Source organism: Bifidobacterium sp. SO1 (assembly GCF_018555335.1).
Classification (GTDB): domain Bacteria; phylum Actinomycetota; class Actinomycetes; order Actinomycetales; family Bifidobacteriaceae; genus Bifidobacterium; species Bifidobacterium simiiventris.
This window is the reverse complement of record NZ_JAFEJR010000002.1, coordinates 172678-188908: the sequence shown is the minus strand read 5'-3', so window position 1 is coordinate 188908 and position 16231 is coordinate 172678. Positions and strand designations below refer to the sequence as shown.

Below are 16231 nucleotides of genomic sequence, written 5' to 3'. Positions count from 1 at the left end.
TGGCACTCGAGATTAACCGCGTTAATATATCAATCAAGTTCAGATTCAAGGAAGATGTGCGACGAAGCTGGACACAAGGAGGTGAAGGACACATGAACGCAACCGCGACCGCATCGCAGGCATCCATTTCGGAATCCAACCGTTCCCGCATCCTTCAGCACCTCTATCATAACGGCATCAGCTCGCGCGCGCAGATCGCCAAGGCGCTCGAACTGACCCCCGCGGCCATCACCAAGATCACCGCCCGTCTGCTGGAAGCCGGCATCATCACCGAGACCGGCGACCTCGAAGGCATCAAGAACCGCCGTTCCATCGGCCTCAAGCTCGACACCGCGCTGTTCCACGTCGTCGGCGTGAAGTTCGCCCGCAGCCTCGTGGAGATCGGCCTGTTCGATCTCGCCGGCAACCGCATCAGCCTCGAGGATCTGCCCACCGTCAGCGACAGCACCATCCCGGCCACGATCCGGTCCATCCACGAGCACGTCAACCGGCTCCTCGCCGCCGACGACGAGATCGTCGCGATCGGCATCGCCGTACCCGGCCCCTACCTGCGCGACCAGGGCCGCACCGCCGTCGTCTCCTCCATGGCCGGCTGGCGTTCCGTCAACTTCATCGAAGAATTCGCCGACGCGTTCCCCGTGCCGGTCTACATCGAGCAGGACGCCCGCGCGGGCGCGCTCGCCCAGTATCTGTTCGACCGCGACAGCACCTGCGAGAACCTCGCCTACTACCTGATCGGCGAGGGCGTGGGGCTGGGCGTGATCGACAACGGCCGGCTCATCGACGGCGCCCAGGGCGCCGCCACCGAAATCGGCCACATCAGCGTCGACGTGCACGGCATCCCCTGCGACTGCGGCAACGTCGGCTGCCTCGAACGCTACTGCTCCGCGGTGGCCGTACACGAGCAGATCGTCGCGAACGATCTCGTGCCGGGCGCCGCGAACATGACGCACACCGAGGCATGCCGCGCCCTGTTCGCCGCCGCGAACGACGGCGACAAGCCGGCACTCGATCTCGTACACCGCATCGGCCGTTACGCCGGATACGGCTGCGTGACGATTCTCAACGCCTACAACCCCGAGCGCATCGTCATCGGCGACATCGTCTCCGAAGCCGGGCAGCCCCTGCTCGACGCGATCCTCGAAACCGTGGCCGAACGCGCGATTCCCGACATCGCGCAGGCCACCACCATCACCCTGTCGCCGCTGCCCACCGATGCGACCGTCACCGGCGCGGCGGCCGTGGCGATCACCGAATTTTTGGAGCACCCCTCGGTGTTCTTCGACGACGTCTAACCACGCCGCCGGCCTACACGGCAAACCCCAAACAACCAACTGTCGACGCCAACCGCGCCAACCATAGAAAGGAACCATCATGTCCAAGCCAATCGTGCTGTCCCTCGGCGAACTCCTGTGGGATATGCTGCCCACCGGCAAGCGCGCGGGCGGCGCCCCCGTCAACTTCGCCTACCATGCGATGATGAACGGCACCGAAGGCTGGTCCATCAGCGCCGTCGGCGAGGACGAGCTCGGCGACGAGCTGCTCGTCGAGGCCGAGAAGGCCGGCATCCACACCATCATCCAGCGCAACGCCTGGCCGACCTCCACCGTCGAGGTGGCCCTGAAGAACGGCATCCCGGAGTACACCATCGTCAAGGGCGTCGCCTGGGACCACCTGCTGCTCACCCGCCAGCTCATCGAGGTCGCCGAACAGGCCGACGCCGTCTGCTTCGGCACGCTGGGCCTGCGCTCCCAGGAGTCGCACGACACCATCGTCGAGCTGCTCAAGCACACCAAGGCCGGCGCGATGAAGTTCTTCGACATCAACCTGCGCGGCGACCACTACTCCAAGGAGCTCATCGAGGAGCTGCTCGGCTACGCCACCGTGTTCAAGATCAACGACGCCGAACTGCTGCTCCTGCGCGACATGTTCGACATCCGCGGCACCTCCGACGACGAGGCCTGCCGCTGGTTCATGACCGAGTACGGCCTGGACTACGTGATCCTGACCGGCGGTTCGACCTTCTCGACCATCATCTCCAAGAACGGCGAATCCTCCACGCTCAACACCCCGCACGTCGAGGTCAACGACACCGTGGGCGCCGGCGACTCCTTCTCCGGCACGTTCACCGCGAAGATCCTGCTCGGCAACACCCTCGCCGAAGCGCACCGCGCGGCCGTCAACACCGCCGCCTTCGTGTGCACCCAGGCCGGCGCGTGGCCGAAGTACCCGGAAGTCATGCCGGACTACCTCGCCGAAGACGCCGAGTGACGCATCACGTCTCGCCGTGCACGCACGGCGAGACGTTCGGGCCGACGACGACGCCGGCCCACCCCTCTTCTTTCGGCTCACCGAAAAACCGACGCGAATCCCCCTCCCGCTGGGCCGTTCGCGTCCAAAAACAGACAACGTCAGTCAATAACCCACTGATCACACAAACAAAGGAGTAATCATGGCCATTCAGGACACCGTCACGGGCGTGCAGCACGTCGGCATCCCCACCACCGATCTCGAGGGCACCATCGCCTACTACGAGAAGCTCGGCTTCAAGTGCCTCGGCATCTACCCGAACGGCGAGGACCGCTGCACGTTCCTGCGCCTGAACAACCTCACCCTCGAGGTGTGGACGATGGACCCGACCCCGATGGAGAACGGCGCGATCAACCACTTCGCGCTCGACTCCACCGACATCGAGGCGTCGTTCGCCGAGGCGCAGAAGCTCGGCCTGAACTTCGTTGAGGGCTCCATCCAGCACATCGACACGTTCTGGGAGCACGGCATCCGCTACTTCAACGTGCTCGGCCCGAACCACGAGGTCATCGAGTTCTGCCAGATCATGTAGTCGCGCGCCCGCCGCGAGCGGGCCGCAGCCGCACATCGGCATCACCATCAACCGCAACCACCACGCCGGCGTCCACGCAGCGTCGCGAACGCCGGCGAACCATGACACCAGTGTTCCCAAAAAAGGGATTTAAAAAGGGATAACAGGGATTCACTATGAGCAACACAACCTCTGCAAAGACGCCGTGGGTAGAGAGCCCCGACGGATACCTTGACCGTACGCCGGTCCTCCAGTTCGCCATGACCTCGGTGCTGTTCGCCTTCTGGGCGATCGCCTCCAGCCTCAACGACGTGCTGATCACCCAGTTCAAGCCGGTGTTCGAGCTGACCGACATGCAGACCGCACTCGTGCAGAGCGCGTTCTACGCCGGCTACTTCATCATCGCCATCCCCGCCTCGCTGTTCATCAAGCGCACCAGCTACAAGCTCGGCATCATGACCGGCCTCGCGTTCTTCGCGCTCGGCTGCTTCATCTTCTTCCCGGCCTCGCGTCTGATCACGTACGAGATCTTCCTGTTCGCCATCTTCGTCGAGGCGATCGGCCTGAGCTTCCTCGAGACCTCGGCCGACACGTACGCGACGCTGCTCGGCCCGAAGCGCCTGAGCACGCTGCGCCTGAACGTCGCGCAGACCATGAACGCGCTCGGCCTGCTTTCCGGCGTGCTGCTCGGCAAGTACTTCGTGTTCCAGGACTCCAACCTGCACACCGAGATGGAGAAGCTGCGCAAGACCGACCCGCAGGCGGCGCTCGACCTCGCCTCCGAACAGCTCGGCCGCACGTTGCAGCCGTACATCGTCGTCATGGTCATCATGCTCGTGTTCATCGTGCTCTTCGCGATCGTCAAGTTCCCGAAGTGCCGCCCGCAGACCAAGGAAGGCGACGTGGCCAAGGCCACGCTCGGCGAGACGATGAGCTACCTCGGCCACAACGGCCGCTTCTGGCAGGGCATCGCCGTGCAGTTCATCTACATCGGCGCGCAGACCGGCATCTGGTCGTTCACCATGCGACTGGCGCTGAACGTGTCCGAGCAGGCCGGCGCCCCGATCTCCGACCGCGAGTCCGCGAACTACATGATGATCAGCTACATCATCTTCTTCGTCGGCCGTATCTCCGCCTCCTACTTCCTGTCGAAGTTCCGCGAGACGCGCGTGCTCGCCATCTACATGATCGTCGGCTGCGTGGTGCTCATCGGCACGGCGTTCGTGCCCGGCATGGCGTCCGTCTGGCTTGCGGTGCTCGTCTCCCTGTTCCTGGGGCCTGGCTGGCCGACGATCTACTCGCGCACGCTCAAGACCGTCGAGGACCGCCGCCACACCGAGACCGCCGGCGCGATCATCGTGATGGCGCTGGTCGGCGGCGCGATCCTGCCGATGGCGCAGGGCGCGCTCTCCGACGCGGTGAACATGCAGTTCTCGTTCATCCTGCCGGCCATCGAGCTGCTCATCGTCGGCCTGTACTTCGTCTCCGAATTCAAGCGCGACAAGTACACCCCGGCCCAGCTCAAGGCCATGACCGAGGACGGCGAAATCGCCAACTGACCGATCGTTTCCGCCGCGTAGCACTGCGCGGCGGAAACTTCCGCTCCGTCGTACGACTCCCCTTGCCGGTATCGCTCCCGGCAAGGGGATTTTTCGTACCCCATATGGTCAATCCCGCAAGGTCATTGGCGTGTCGGACTACTAAAGCGGTTTAGAATAGTGACGCACCGATTGATTAATCTCGTTAACAAAGAAGTTGGACCGGATATGACCTACACCGAAGTACCGCAGTCCGTCGCCGCGTTCATGCAGCGCATCACCGACCTGTGCGGCACCGAGCACGCCCGCTGGGCCGAGAACTTCAACGCATGCTTCGCCAACACGCTGCTCACCACCGTCAAGCGGCACGAGGACGGCACCACGTTCCTGCTCACCGGCGACATCCCGGCCATGTGGCTGCGCGATTCGACCGCGCAGGTACGCCCCTATCTCGTCATCGCCAAGGACGACCCCGATCTGTCCGACATGATCGCCGGGCTCGTGCGTCAGCAGTTCCGGTTCATCGGCATCGACCCGTACGCGAACGCGTTCAACGAGGAACCGAACGGACACACGTGGGACCCGAACGACCGGTCGGACTTCTCCAGCCCGTGGCTGTGGGAGCGCAAGTACGAGGTGGACTCGCTGTGCTATCCGATCCAGCTCGCATGGCTGCTGTACGCGAACACCGGCCGCACCGATCATTTCGACGCCGAGTTCGTCGCCGGCGCGCGCCGCATCCTTGACGTGTTCGAGACCGAGCAGGATCACGCCGCCCGCTCGCCGTACTTCTTCGTACGCGACTGCGACATCCCCACCGAATCGCTGGTCAACGACGGCAAAGGCTCCCCAGTCGCCGTCACCGGCATGACATGGTCGGGATTCCGCCCGAGCGACGATGCGTGCACGTATCACTATCTGGTGCCGGCGAACATGTTCGCGGCGGTGGTCATGGGCTATCTCGAGCGCGTCTTCGGCGGCGAGATCCTTGACGATCCCGAGATCGCCGATCGCGCGAAGACATTGCGCAGGTCGATCGCGGACGGCATCGCCCGTCATGCGACGACGACCAACCGCGACGGCGAGACGATCTGGGCGTACGAGACGGACGGCCTGGGCCATTTCAACGTCATGGACGACAGCAACGTGCCGAGTCTCATGGCCGCACCGTACCTCGGGTTCTGCGAGAGCGACGACCAAACGTATCTGGCGACGCGCCGCACGCTGCTGAGCGATGAGAACCCGTATTACTACGAGGGCGAGTTCCTGCGCGGCATCGGATCGCCGCACACGCCGCCGCGCTACGTGTGGCCGATCGCGCTGGCGGTCGAGGCGATGACCAGCGGCGACCGCGACGCCAAGGCGCGCATCCTCGACCGGCTCGTCGCCACCGACGCAGGCACGCATCTCATGCACGAGGGCATCGACGTGGACGACCCGACGAAGTACACGCGCGAATGGTTCAGCTGGTCGAACATGATGTTCTGCGAGCTGGTTATGGACTACTTCGACATTCGCGTCATACGATGACTGTATTATGGAAAGCGTTTTCCGTAATATTCGGTAACGGCGACACCGAGGCGACCGGTCAGCGCCGGCTGCCCGAAACCGTCACTCCATCCAAGGAAGGAAAGATATGAGCACCAATCCCAAGTACACACTCGGCACCGAAGCCAACCGCATCTTCATGGCGTCCGAAACGTATGAACTGCTGAATTTCGGTAAGGGCTTCCCAGCTGCGGTCGGCGGCTCCGGCTGGCTGAACTCCGACGGGACAATCGACCCGTCGCACGGTGAGGAGACCTGGATCACCAGCCGCATGGCGCACGTCTACTCGATCGGCGAGATGCTGGGCTACCCGGGCGCGGGCGAACTGGCCGACAAAGCGCTCAATGGCCTCACCGGCGTGCTGCACGACGACAAGAACGGCGGCTGGTACCCGCAGGTGCACGAGGACGGCACTCCGGAACCGGGCAAGGTCTGCTACGCGCACGCCTTCGTGATCCTCGCCGCGTCCTCCGCGCTGCTTGCCGGCCGACCGGGTGCCAAGGAGCTGCTCGACGAGGCGCTGGAAACCTACGACAAGCACTTCTGGGACGAGAAGATCGGGCTCGCGGTCGATACGTGGAACACCGAGTTCACCGAGCTTGACCCGTACCGTGGCCTCAACGCGAACATGCACACCACCGAGGCGTTCCTCGCCGTGGCCGACGCCACCGGCGACAATTCCTACCGCGTGCGCGCCGGCCGCATCATCGACCATGTGATCGGTTGGGCGAAGGCCAACGAGTGGCGTATCCCGGAGCACTTCGCCTCCGACTGGACCGTCGAGCTCGAGTTCAACGCCGACAAGAAGGACGACCAGTTCAAGCCGTACGGCGCCACCCCGGGCCACGGCATCGAATGGGCGCGCCTGATCACGCAGTGGGCGCTCAGCTCGTTCGCGAACCTCGAGGGCGCCATGCCGTACATCGAGGCCGCCGAGCACCTGTTCGCGCGCGCCGTGGCCGACGCGTGGAACGCGGACGGCACCGTGGGCCTCGCGTACACGACCGACTGGAACGGCAAGCCGGTCGTCACCGACCGCATGCACTGGACGCTGGCCGAGTCGCTCAACACCTCCGCCTCGCTGTACGCGGCGACCGGCAAGGACGAGTACGCGCAGTGGTACGCCACGTTCGCGCAGTACGTCGACGAGCATGTGATCGACCATAAGGGCGGCTCGTGGTTCCACCAGCTCGACAAGGACAACCACGTGATCGGCACCGTGTGGCCGGGCAAGTCCGACCTGTACCACGCGTTCCAGTCCACGCTCATACCGTTCCTCGACCCGTCGGTGTCCATCGCCACCGCGGTCAAGAACGCCCAGTGATCTGAACTGCCCCACTCCTTTCCTCTATGACGGGAGGGACGGCACCGCCCGACCAGCGGTGCCGTCCCTCCCGATTTCATATGTTCAGTCAGGTTTCGCCTTCTCGACGCGAGATCAGTACGTTTTGACGCCGAGGTCGATCGTCAGCACGATGCCGGCGATGACGGCGGCGATACGCATGACGTTCGCGGGGATGTGCCGCGTGATCGGCGGAGCGATATAGCCGCCGATGAAGCAACCGACGCACAGCATGATCGCGGCCGGCCAGTCGACCACGCCGCGCACGATGAACACGATGGACGCGGTGATGTTCGCGCCCGTGCCGATGAGCGTCTTCAACGCGTTGATCTTGTGGAACGGTCCGATCTTGGCCGCGTCGAGCACTGCCAGCGCCACGGTGCCGGCGCCCGCGCCGAAATAGCCGCTGTAGACGGCGACCGCAACCACGCCGAGCCACACCCACCACTTGTCGTCGCGCAACGGCTGGACCGGCTGATCCAAGGCGCCCGGCGCCTCGCCTTTCAGTTGCGCCTGCGCCGCGGCGGCGGCCTGCTTGGCCTGCATGCGGCCACGCGGGTTGAACGCAATCACCAGCGAGCTGAACAGGATCAGCGCCGGCGCAAGGTATTCGAACACCTTCGGGTCGAGGGCAAGCAGCAGCATCGCGCCCAGCACGCCGCCCACCGCGCCGATCGCGATGTAGACGGCCGAACGCAGCGTCTGGCCGGCGAGCTCCTTGCGAGCGCCCATCATCCCGCCGATGCCGGTGCCGACCACGCCGACCGTGTTGGTGGCGTTCGCCAGCACCGGAGGGATGCCGAGCGCAAGCAGGGCGGGATACGACACCAATGAGGACGCGCCCACCGCGTAGCCGACGAATCCCGCGCCGACGCCGGCCAGCAGGATCAGAAACAACGTCAATATCGAAAATCCCGCGATCACGGCGGTTCCTTCCTCATGGTGTTACTGCAACCTCGTGCGAGAATACGCCGGCCGACAGGCTCCCGGCGGCTTCGCCGCGGTATGTGGACATGGCGGTCATACGCGAAATGGGCGGAACCGGATTCGGTCCCGCCCATTTCATCGTCGCCGATGCCGTGATTCGCGGCTCAGTGCACCGGCCAGTACGGGGCCACTTCCTTGTCGAACGCGTCGGAGACGCGCTTGGCGACCTCGTCGAACGGGGTGTCCCAGACGGCCTGGTTGAAGATCTCGCATTCGATGTCGCCGCGCCATCCGGTGGCGGCCACGGCTTCGGTCAGCGGCTTGAAGTCGATCATGCCCTCGCCCATGTAGTGGCGGCTGAGCAGTACGTCCTTTTCGAACGGCGTGCGGTAGTCGCACACCTGATAGGTGGCGATGCGGCCTTCGCGGCCCGCGCGCGCGATCGAGTCGAGCACCTGCGGGTCCCAGAAGATGTGGAACGTGTCGACGGTCACGCCGACGGCCTTCGGATCGAACGACGAGGCGATGTCGAGCGCCTGGCCGAGCGTGGACACGCACGCGCGGTCGGTGCAGTACATCGGGTGCAGCGGTTCGATGGCAAGCGTGACACCGGCATCGAGCGCATCCTTCTCCAGTTCAAACAACGCGTCCTCGATACGGCCGCGCGCGCCGGCGAGATCCTTGGACCCTTCCGGCAGACCGCCGACAACGAGCACGAGCACCTTGCAGCCGAACGCGGCGGTCTCCTCGATGAGCTTGCGGTTGTCGTCGATGGAGGCGCGGCGGGCCGGGCCTTCGGGCATGGTGAAGAAGCCGCCGCGGCACATGGTGGACACGCGCAGGCCGGAGTCGGCGACCATCTTGACGGCCTCCTTGAGGCCCACGGCCTCGACCGGCTCGCGCCACAGACCGACGCTGTGATAGCCGGCCTTGGTGAGCGTGTCGATGGTCTGCTTCAGGTCGGCGTGCTTGATCGTCGCCTGGTTCATGGACAGAATCGGATTGGTCATGATATTGCTTCCTTAGTGACGCTTACTTGATCCCGTTGATGGCGAGGAACGCGTTCCAGCGTTCGGCGGCGAGTTCGGGCTGCTCGAACGCACCGCAGTCGTTGGCGAGTTCGACGACGCGGCTCAGGTTGGGCAGGCTGCGCGCGGACTGCAGCCCCCCGACCATCTGGAAGGCGGGCTGGTGGCCGTTGAGCCAGCTCATGAACGAGACGGAGGTCTTGTAGAACTCGGTCGGATGGACGAACACCTGCTGGGCGAGCGCCTGCGTGGGTTCGAGGATGCGCAGGTATTCGGCCTCGTCGCCGCGATCCAGCGCCTGGATGGCGGCGGAGGCATGCGGCGCGAGCACGCTGAACGCACCGAGCAGCGCGTTGGAGTGCATGACAGTGCGGCCGCCAGTGCGCGGGTCGTCCTGCTCCGCGTCCTTGATGAGGTCGACGTAGTGGAAGTCGTCGCCGGTGAGCATCATCGTGCCTTCGGGCAGCATAGCGCGCATGTAGCGTTCGGAGTCGGCGTCGAGCAGCGACATCTTCACGCCGCGCACCTTGCCGGGGTTGTGCTCGATGATGGTGAGCACGGTCTTGGATGCCTCGTGCCAGTCGGGAGAACCGAAGTAGCCGTGCAGCTGCGCGTCGAAGACCTCGCCGAGCCAATGCAGGATGACCGGCTGCTTGGCCGCGCCGATCACCTCGTCGTACACCTTGATGTAGTCGGCCGCGGACCGTGCGGTGCGGCACAGGTGACGCGAGCACATGATGACCGGACCGTCGCCGGCCTCCTCGCACACGTTCAGCTGTTCGAGATAGGCGTCGACGATCTCACGCAGCGTGTAGTCGCCGCCCTGCTTGAGCTGGTCGGTGTTCACGCCGACCGACACGAGGTCGGCGACGCTTCTGCCCCAGCCTTCCTTGGCCGCGTATTCACGGGCGGCCGCACCGGAACGGCGCATAAGCTCGGCGGTGGCGGCCCAGTCCATGCCGAGATTGCGCTGCGCGGTGTCCATACAGTCGGCGACGCCGAGACCCCACGACCAGACCATGCGACGGAAGCCGATCGTCGCATCCCAGTCGACTTCGGCCGGCCGGCCCGGCGTGTTGTCGGCCCATGCGAGCGGCACGACGTGCGCCGCCGCGTAGGCAACGCGCGAGGTGAGCGGGCGCGTCGGCTTGGCGAACGCGGGGGCCGGGTTCGCCTCGACCGTGCGCGTCGCGCCGTTCTTGTCGATCAATGTGAATGCAGTCATATCATTCCCTTCCATGCAGCAATCCCATACGTCAGTCCAACGAACCGGACTTCGCAATGTGCGCGCGGGCATCGTGATCGCGCGCACATTGCGAAGTCGGCCCCTCGTCTCGCGTCGCCGACCGCGCCGATCGGCGAATCAGTACCGGCCTTCCGGAACGAGCACCTTCGCGCCCTTGGCGGCGGATTCGTAGCCGAGTTCGGCCAACCGCACGCCACGCGCGCCGGATGCGAAGTCGTACGGGTAGTCGGTGCCCTCGGCGAGCGAGCGGATGAACTCCTCCCACTGCGCCTTGAAGCCGTTCTCGAACGTCTCGTCGGTGTTGATCTCCTGCCAGCCGGACATGTAGTCGTGCGGGTCCGGCACGTCCGGATTCCAGAACGCCTTCGGGGTGACGTCGCGCACCTGGATCTCCGCGCCGAACAGGCCGACGACCGCGGAGCCGCGCGTGCCGTCGATTTGGAATTCGAGCAGCTCGTTGCGGTAGACGCGCGTGTTCCACGAGGAGTTCATCTGCACGGTGATGCCGTTGTCGAGCTCGAAGATCGCGTAGGCGGCGTCCTCGGCGGTGGCGTCGTATTTGTTGCCCTGCTCGTCCCAGCGCTCGGTGATTTCGGTCTTCGCCTCGGCGTACACGGACTTGATGTGGCCGAACAGGCCTTCGATCACGTAGTTCCAGTGCGGGAACATGTCGGAGATGATGCCGCCGCCGAGCTCCTTCTTGTAGTTCCAGCTCGGACGCTGCGATGCGCGCCAGTCGCCTTCGAACACCCAGTAGCCGAATTCGCCGTGCACCGACAGGATCCGGCCGAAGAAGCCGGACTTGATCAGGCGGCGGAGCTTCAAGAGACCCGGCAGGAACAGCTTGTCGTGCACGACGCCGGTCTTGACACCGGCCTTCTCGGCCAGTTCGACAAGTTCGCGCGCATCCTCGTAGGTTTCGGCGATCGGTTTTTCGGTGTAAATGTCCTTGCCGGCGGCGATGGCCTTCTTGATCGCGTCCGGACGGGCGGAGGTCACGAGGAAGTCGGCGTACAGCGGGTAGGCCGGGTCGGCGAGCACGGAGTCGAGATCGGTGGTGTACTTGAGTCCGCCGTGCTTTTCGGAGGCTTCCTTGAGCTTGGATTCGTGGCGTCCGACGAGGATCGGATCGAGTTGGACGCGAGAGCCGTCCGCAAGATCCACTCCCCCTTGTTCGATGATGGGCAGGATGGAGCGGCACAGGTGCTGCCGGTATCCCATACGCCCGGTCGCACCGTTGAGGATGACGCCAATGGTCTTGTCTGCCATATTGTTCCTTTCACTGATTGCGGCTTTGCAGTCACGGTCTTCTGTCGTGCGCCCGCCGCCGATGCCAGCCGGCGGTAATCCACCACGCAACTCTTCGGTAAGCGCTTTCCATTGCTTACCAATATACACACCGGTGCCATGTTGCGCAAATCACAGAAACGCCGACAGCAGTGCATATTCCAAATACAACCCTACGCCTCAATCCACGGTAAGCGATTTCGAGAGCCAAGGCGTCAACCAAGCCGCGCAATCAACGCGAACGCAGGCCGCACGGCCACAACGCCGCCGAGCGCCGAGGCGGAAACGTGACGCGCGAACACTCCCCGCTTGACATCCCCCACCATCAGGTTTAACGTAAAACATAACTGTTTGAGCAAACCGTTCACGGACGCCGAAGGAGAGACTCGTGGGCCAGTTGATGAAACCGTTGACGTTTTTGCTGATCATTCTGATCGGTTATCTGCTCAAGCGTGTCGGTTTGTTCGGGGCGAAGGATTACCGGATCATGCAGGTGGTGGTGTTCGATGTGACGCTGCCCGCGTCGATCCTCGTGTCGTTCGCGAGGAACCCGCACAGCGTGGACCTGCTGTGGGTCACGCTGTTCGGGTTCCTCGCCGCGTTCGTGCCGGTGCCGTTCGTGTTCTGGGCCACGCGCCGGCGTCCGGTCGCGGACCGCGCGTTCCTCATGCTCAACTCGTCGGGCTACAACATCGGCAACTTCTGCTTCCCGCTGCTGCAGGCGTTCTACGGGTCCGGCGCGATCGTGACCGGCGCGATGATGGACATCGGCAACGCGGTCATGACCACCGCCGGCAGCAACGTGATGACCACCACGCTCCTGCACGTCGACCCGGACCGGCCGATCACCGAACAGCACGCGGGAGACGCGCCGACCCTGCCCGCGCCTCCCCGGCCGGCCACCGCGGCCGCCCGCCGAGCCATGCGTCTCGCGCGGCTGAAGACGATCATGCTCGGCTTCGTCAGGTCCGGACCGTTCGACATGTACATGGTCATGACCATCGTCGTGCTGTTCGACCTGCCGATCCCGCGCCTGCTGGCGGACGTGCTCGCGCCGTTGGCGGACGCGAATCCGTTCTGCTCGATGCTCATGGTCGGCATGCTCATGGAGCTGCCCGGCAGCCGCGACGACGTACGCGATCTCCTGCAGGTGATCGGCTGGAGGATCCCGTTCGGCGTGCTGTTCGCCCTGGCGGCCTGGTTCCTGCTGCCGCTCGACCCGACGACCCGTCAGTCCGTGGCGCTGATGTGCTTCGCGCCGACCGCCGTGTTCTGCACGCTGTTCACCGACCGCGTCCTCGGCAACGCCAGACTCGCCGGGTTCACGCTCGCCACCACCAGCATCCTCGCCATGATCCTCATGACCGGGCTGCACATGCTCATGCAATGACCGTCCGGCCCACGAGCCCAACCGACCATGTCACCCCGACTTTCCATCCATCGACCATCCAACCACCAATCCCAAGGAGAATCCACCATGACCACCTGCCACATCACCGTCGATGCCGCGTGCCCCACCGGCACGCTCGACCGTTCCTGGCGCTACATCGGCTACGACGAGTGCAACTACACGTACATGCCCGAAGGCAAGGAACTGCTCGCCAAGTTCGGTGCGATGCCCGACGCGCCGTACTACGTGCGCACGCATTTCATGTTCTGCAACGGCAGCTGCCACGGCACGCAGAAGTTCGGCTCGTCGAACATCTACCGCGAGGACGCGGCCGGCAACGCGATCTATGACTTCACGTACTACGACCTCATCCTCGACACGATCCTCGCCACCGGCAACAAGCCGTTCGTCGAACTCGGCTTCATGCCCGAGAAGCTCGCCGATCCGAAGTACAAGGAGCAGCCGGAGCTGGGCGGCGTGAACCACTACCGCGAGGTCGGCTGGACGTATCCGCCGGCAAGCTACGACAAGTGGCATGACTTCATGCTCACCGTCGCGCGCCATCTGGCCGACCGGTACGGCGAAGACGAGATCAAGACCTGGTATTTCGAACTGTGGAACGAGCCGGACATCTTCTACTGGGCCGGCACCGACGAGGAATACTGCAAGCTGTTCGACTACACCGAGCACGCGCTGCACGAGGCGCTCCCCTCGGCCAGGCTCTCCGGCCCGGCCTGCACGAGCGTCTACCTGCACAACGGCGGTCGGCGGCTCATGCAGGCCTTCCTCGCGCACTGCCGCGAGGGGCGCAACTCGTGCACGGGCGGCACCGGCGCACGGCTCGATTTCATCACGTTCCACGCGAAGGGCGCGCTGCTGCCGGGCGACAACATGGCCGCCAAGTCGGTGCCGAGCGTGGGCAGCCTCGTTCATCAGACGGAACTCGCGTTGGATGTGATCGAGCAGGAGGGGTTCAAGGACCGCGAGGTCGTGATCTCGGAGGCCGATCCGGACGCGTGGGCAGCGGGCGGCATCGCCGACAATCCGAACATGCGCTTCCGCAACACCGAGTATTACGCGTCGTGGGTGGCGGCGGCGTACACGCGTCTGCACGAGCTGTGCGTGAGCCGCGGCGTGACGGTGCGCCCGCTCGCATGGGCGTTCATGTTCCCGCAGGAGGAGTGTTTCGCCGGCACGCGCACGTTCTCGACGCTGGGCATCGACAAGCCTGTGATGAACATGTTCCGCATGCTCTCCCAGTTGGGCGGCCGCACGGTCGCGCTGCGCAGCGACTGCGAGGCGGACGGTTCGTACGACCGCAGGCTGATCACCGGGTTCGACGAGGCCACGCCGACCGCATACACCGGCGAGGGCGCGCAGACGGTGATCGCCGGCGTGGCGACGCGCGGCGGACGCGATGACGATGACGCAGCCGATGACGCGCTGCGCGTGCTCGTCTACTCGCACTGCGACGACGTCGACCTGCACGAGAGCCGCGAGGTGGAGCTCACGATCGACGCCCTGGAGCCCGGGCAGTACCACGTGTCGCACCAGCGCATCGACCATGACCATTCGAACGCGCACACGCTGTGGCTGGCCGAAGGCGGCCCGAAATACCCGCAGGGCGAACAGTACGACCGGATCCGCAAGGCCGGCGCGTTGCAGGAGCTGGAACCGGCGCAGACCGTGACCGTGCCGGCCGACGGCGGGAACGCGACGACGTTGCGGTTTGCGCTGCCGACGCACGCCGTCTCGCTGCTGACCGTGACCCGCAAGTAACCTGCGAGCGATCCGTCACCGACCGCGATTGACCATGACACGACCTGCATGTGCCGCTTCGACGCATGCAGGTCGTTTAAGATGAACGATATGAACGAGCAGCACGAGCACGCGGCCGATTCCGCGGATATGTCGACGCCGGTCACCTTGGCCGATATCGCCAAGGCGACCGGCTTTTCGCAGATGACCGTGTCCAACGCGTTGCGCGGCAAGCCGAACGTGAGCACGGCGAACCGCGAGCGCATCCGTCAGGTGGCGCGCGAGATGGGCTATCAGGCGAATGCGGCGGCCATGATGCTACGCAACCGTCGCAGCGGCATCATCCAAGTCGTGGTCGACGATTTCGAGGTGCCGTTTCATGCGCGCATCGCCAAATATCTCACACAGGAGGCCGTCCGGCACGGCTATCAGGCCGTGGTGCGCCAGTCGTCGAGTTCCGAACGCGAGGAGATCCGCGCGATCCGCCCCGATCCGGGACTGGTGTACGACGGCATCATCCTCGATGCTCCGAACATCACCGAGGATCAGGTGATCGGCCATGTGCAGGGCAAGCCGGCGCTGGTCATCGGCGATTGCGCGTCGTTCACCCGCGTCGATTCGATGGACACCGCCTGCGTCGACGGCGTGACGGAGGCTGTGGAACACCTGTGGCGGCAGGGTTGCCGTTCGTTCCGCATCTTCGGCGCGCAGCGTCCGTCCGGCCAGTCATCGGCGCATGAGACCGGCAAGGGGTTCGGCGTACGGCGCACGGCGGCGATCGAGGAGACGCTGCGTGCGCACGGCATTGAACTGGCGGCCGCACAGCGCATGGACTGCGAATGGACGATGGCCGGCGGACGCGATGCGACGCGGCTCATGCTGGATGATCCCGCGTGGAAGGCGGATGTCGCCGCCGGCCGGTGCGTCGGCATCGTCTGTCTGTCGGACGTGATCGCGTTGGGCGCGCTCGGCACGCTGGCGGCGGCCGGCGTGGCAGTGCCGGGCATGGCGAAGATCACCGGCTTCGACGGCATTCCAATGGCCGAGTATACGAATCCGCCGTTGACCACCGTCGAAATGGATGTGCCCGCGATGGCCCGCACGGTGATGCAACGCATGATCGCCATGGTAGAGGCCAAAGCCAAAGGCGAGCCCGTTCCCCCGGCCGCGCACGAATCGATCCCCTACCGGCTCGTTCCGCGCGCCTCCAGCGCGCTACGGTGAAGGACGAAGGTATCAATCAGACCGTCTGGCGACTGGCATACCAAGCTACGCACGGTTTGAGCATGTCCTTATCTTGAAAATGCGATGCCATGAGCAACTGCCTATGGCATCGCATTTGTCGT

13 protein-coding genes are annotated in these 16231 nt (G+C 64.7%); 9 read left to right on the top strand and 4 right to left on the bottom strand.

Annotated features, from left to right (window positions below; all coding sequences use genetic code 11):
* Positions 1 to 92 precede the first annotated feature (92 nt).
* The 6 genes from JS541_RS02915 to JS541_RS02890 all read left to right on the top strand — a co-directional run bounded on the left by JS541_RS02915 (position 93) and on the right by JS541_RS02890 (position 7231).
* Positions 93 to 1295, top strand: a complete 1203-nt coding sequence (locus JS541_RS02915; RefSeq protein ID WP_214372977.1) for an ROK family transcriptional regulator — start codon at positions 93 to 95, stop codon at positions 1293 to 1295.
* Between the two features lie 79 nt (positions 1296 to 1374).
* Positions 1375 to 2271: a carbohydrate kinase gene (locus JS541_RS02910; protein WP_214372975.1), complete on the top strand. Its 897-nt coding sequence runs from the start codon at positions 1375 to 1377 to the stop codon at positions 2269 to 2271.
* Positions 2272 to 2452: 181 nt separating this feature from the next.
* On the top strand, positions 2453 to 2842 hold the full coding sequence (locus JS541_RS02905; protein ID WP_214372973.1) for a VOC family protein: 390 nt from the start codon (positions 2453 to 2455) through the stop codon (positions 2840 to 2842).
* 155 nt (positions 2843 to 2997) lie between these two features.
* Positions 2998 to 4380: an L-fucose:H+ symporter permease gene (gene fucP, locus JS541_RS02900; RefSeq protein ID WP_214372971.1), complete on the top strand. Its 1383-nt coding sequence runs from the start codon at positions 2998 to 3000 to the stop codon at positions 4378 to 4380.
* A 207-nt stretch (positions 4381 to 4587) separates the two neighbouring features.
* On the top strand, positions 4588 to 5889 hold the full coding sequence (locus tag JS541_RS02895; protein ID WP_214372969.1) for a glycoside hydrolase family 125 protein: 1302 nt from the start codon (positions 4588 to 4590) through the stop codon (positions 5887 to 5889).
* Positions 5890 to 5995: 106 nt separating this feature from the next.
* Positions 5996 to 7231 (top strand): AGE family epimerase/isomerase, encoded by a 1236-nt coding sequence (locus JS541_RS02890; RefSeq protein ID WP_214372966.1) that lies wholly within the window; start codon positions 5996 to 5998, stop codon positions 7229 to 7231.
* 114 nt (positions 7232 to 7345) lie between these two features.
* Here JS541_RS02890 and JS541_RS02885 read toward each other — a convergent pair whose 3' ends face one another.
* The 4 genes from JS541_RS02885 to JS541_RS02870 all read right to left on the bottom strand — a co-directional run bounded on the left by JS541_RS02885 (position 7346) and on the right by JS541_RS02870 (position 11719).
* Positions 7346 to 8173, bottom strand: coding sequence for a TSUP family transporter (locus tag JS541_RS02885; RefSeq protein WP_214372965.1), 828 nt, complete (start codon positions 8171 to 8173; stop codon positions 7346 to 7348).
* Positions 8174 to 8340: 167 nt separating this feature from the next.
* A complete protein-coding gene (locus tag JS541_RS02880) occupies positions 8341 to 9186 on the bottom strand; it encodes a sugar phosphate isomerase/epimerase family protein (RefSeq protein ID WP_214372963.1) in 846 nt (281 codons plus the stop codon).
* A gap of 22 nt (positions 9187 to 9208) precedes the next feature.
* Positions 9209 to 10429, bottom strand: coding sequence for a DUF993 family protein (locus JS541_RS02875; RefSeq protein ID WP_214372961.1), 1221 nt, complete (start codon positions 10427 to 10429; stop codon positions 9209 to 9211).
* A 138-nt stretch (positions 10430 to 10567) separates the two neighbouring features.
* Positions 10568 to 11719, bottom strand: a complete 1152-nt coding sequence (locus JS541_RS02870) for a Gfo/Idh/MocA family oxidoreductase (protein ID WP_214372959.1) — start codon at positions 11717 to 11719, stop codon at positions 10568 to 10570.
* A gap of 406 nt (positions 11720 to 12125) precedes the next feature.
* Between JS541_RS02870 and JS541_RS02865 the strand changes: the two genes are divergently transcribed.
* From JS541_RS02865 to JS541_RS02855, 3 genes are all read left to right on the top strand, one after another.
* On the top strand, positions 12126 to 13127 hold the full coding sequence (locus tag JS541_RS02865) for an AEC family transporter (RefSeq protein WP_214372957.1): 1002 nt from the start codon (positions 12126 to 12128) through the stop codon (positions 13125 to 13127).
* Between the two features lie 87 nt (positions 13128 to 13214).
* Positions 13215 to 14906, top strand: a complete 1692-nt coding sequence (locus tag JS541_RS02860) for a hypothetical protein (protein ID WP_214372955.1) — start codon at positions 13215 to 13217, stop codon at positions 14904 to 14906.
* A gap of 81 nt (positions 14907 to 14987) precedes the next feature.
* A complete protein-coding gene (locus JS541_RS02855) occupies positions 14988 to 16109 on the top strand; it encodes a LacI family DNA-binding transcriptional regulator (RefSeq protein WP_214372953.1) in 1122 nt (373 codons plus the stop codon).
* Positions 16110 to 16231: the final 122 nt, after the last annotated feature.

Excerpts from the sequence above, each read along its gene's own strand:
- JS541_RS02890 (WP_214372966.1), top strand. The coding sequence starts at position 5,996 with ATGAGCACCAATCCCAAGTACACACTCGGCACCGAAGCCAACCGCATC.
- JS541_RS02915 (WP_214372977.1), top strand. The coding sequence starts at position 93 with ATGAACGCAACCGCGACCGCATCGCAGGCATCCATTTCGGAATCCAAC.
- JS541_RS02870 (WP_214372959.1), bottom strand. The coding sequence starts at position 11,719 with ATGGCAGACAAGACCATTGGCGTCATCCTCAACGGTGCGACCGGGCGT.
- JS541_RS02855 (WP_214372953.1), top strand. The coding sequence starts at position 14,988 with ATGAACGATATGAACGAGCAGCACGAGCACGCGGCCGATTCCGCGGAT.
- JS541_RS02905 (WP_214372973.1), top strand. The coding sequence starts at position 2,453 with ATGGCCATTCAGGACACCGTCACGGGCGTGCAGCACGTCGGCATCCCC.
- fucP (WP_214372971.1), top strand. The coding sequence starts at position 2,998 with ATGAGCAACACAACCTCTGCAAAGACGCCGTGGGTAGAGAGCCCCGAC.
- JS541_RS02895 (WP_214372969.1), top strand. The coding sequence starts at position 4,588 with ATGACCTACACCGAAGTACCGCAGTCCGTCGCCGCGTTCATGCAGCGC.
- JS541_RS02875 (WP_214372961.1), bottom strand. The coding sequence starts at position 10,429 with ATGACTGCATTCACATTGATCGACAAGAACGGCGCGACGCGCACGGTC.
- JS541_RS02860 (WP_214372955.1), top strand. The coding sequence starts at position 13,215 with ATGACCACCTGCCACATCACCGTCGATGCCGCGTGCCCCACCGGCACG.
- JS541_RS02910 (WP_214372975.1), top strand. The coding sequence starts at position 1,375 with ATGTCCAAGCCAATCGTGCTGTCCCTCGGCGAACTCCTGTGGGATATG.
- JS541_RS02880 (WP_214372963.1), bottom strand. The coding sequence starts at position 9,186 with ATGACCAATCCGATTCTGTCCATGAACCAGGCGACGATCAAGCACGCC.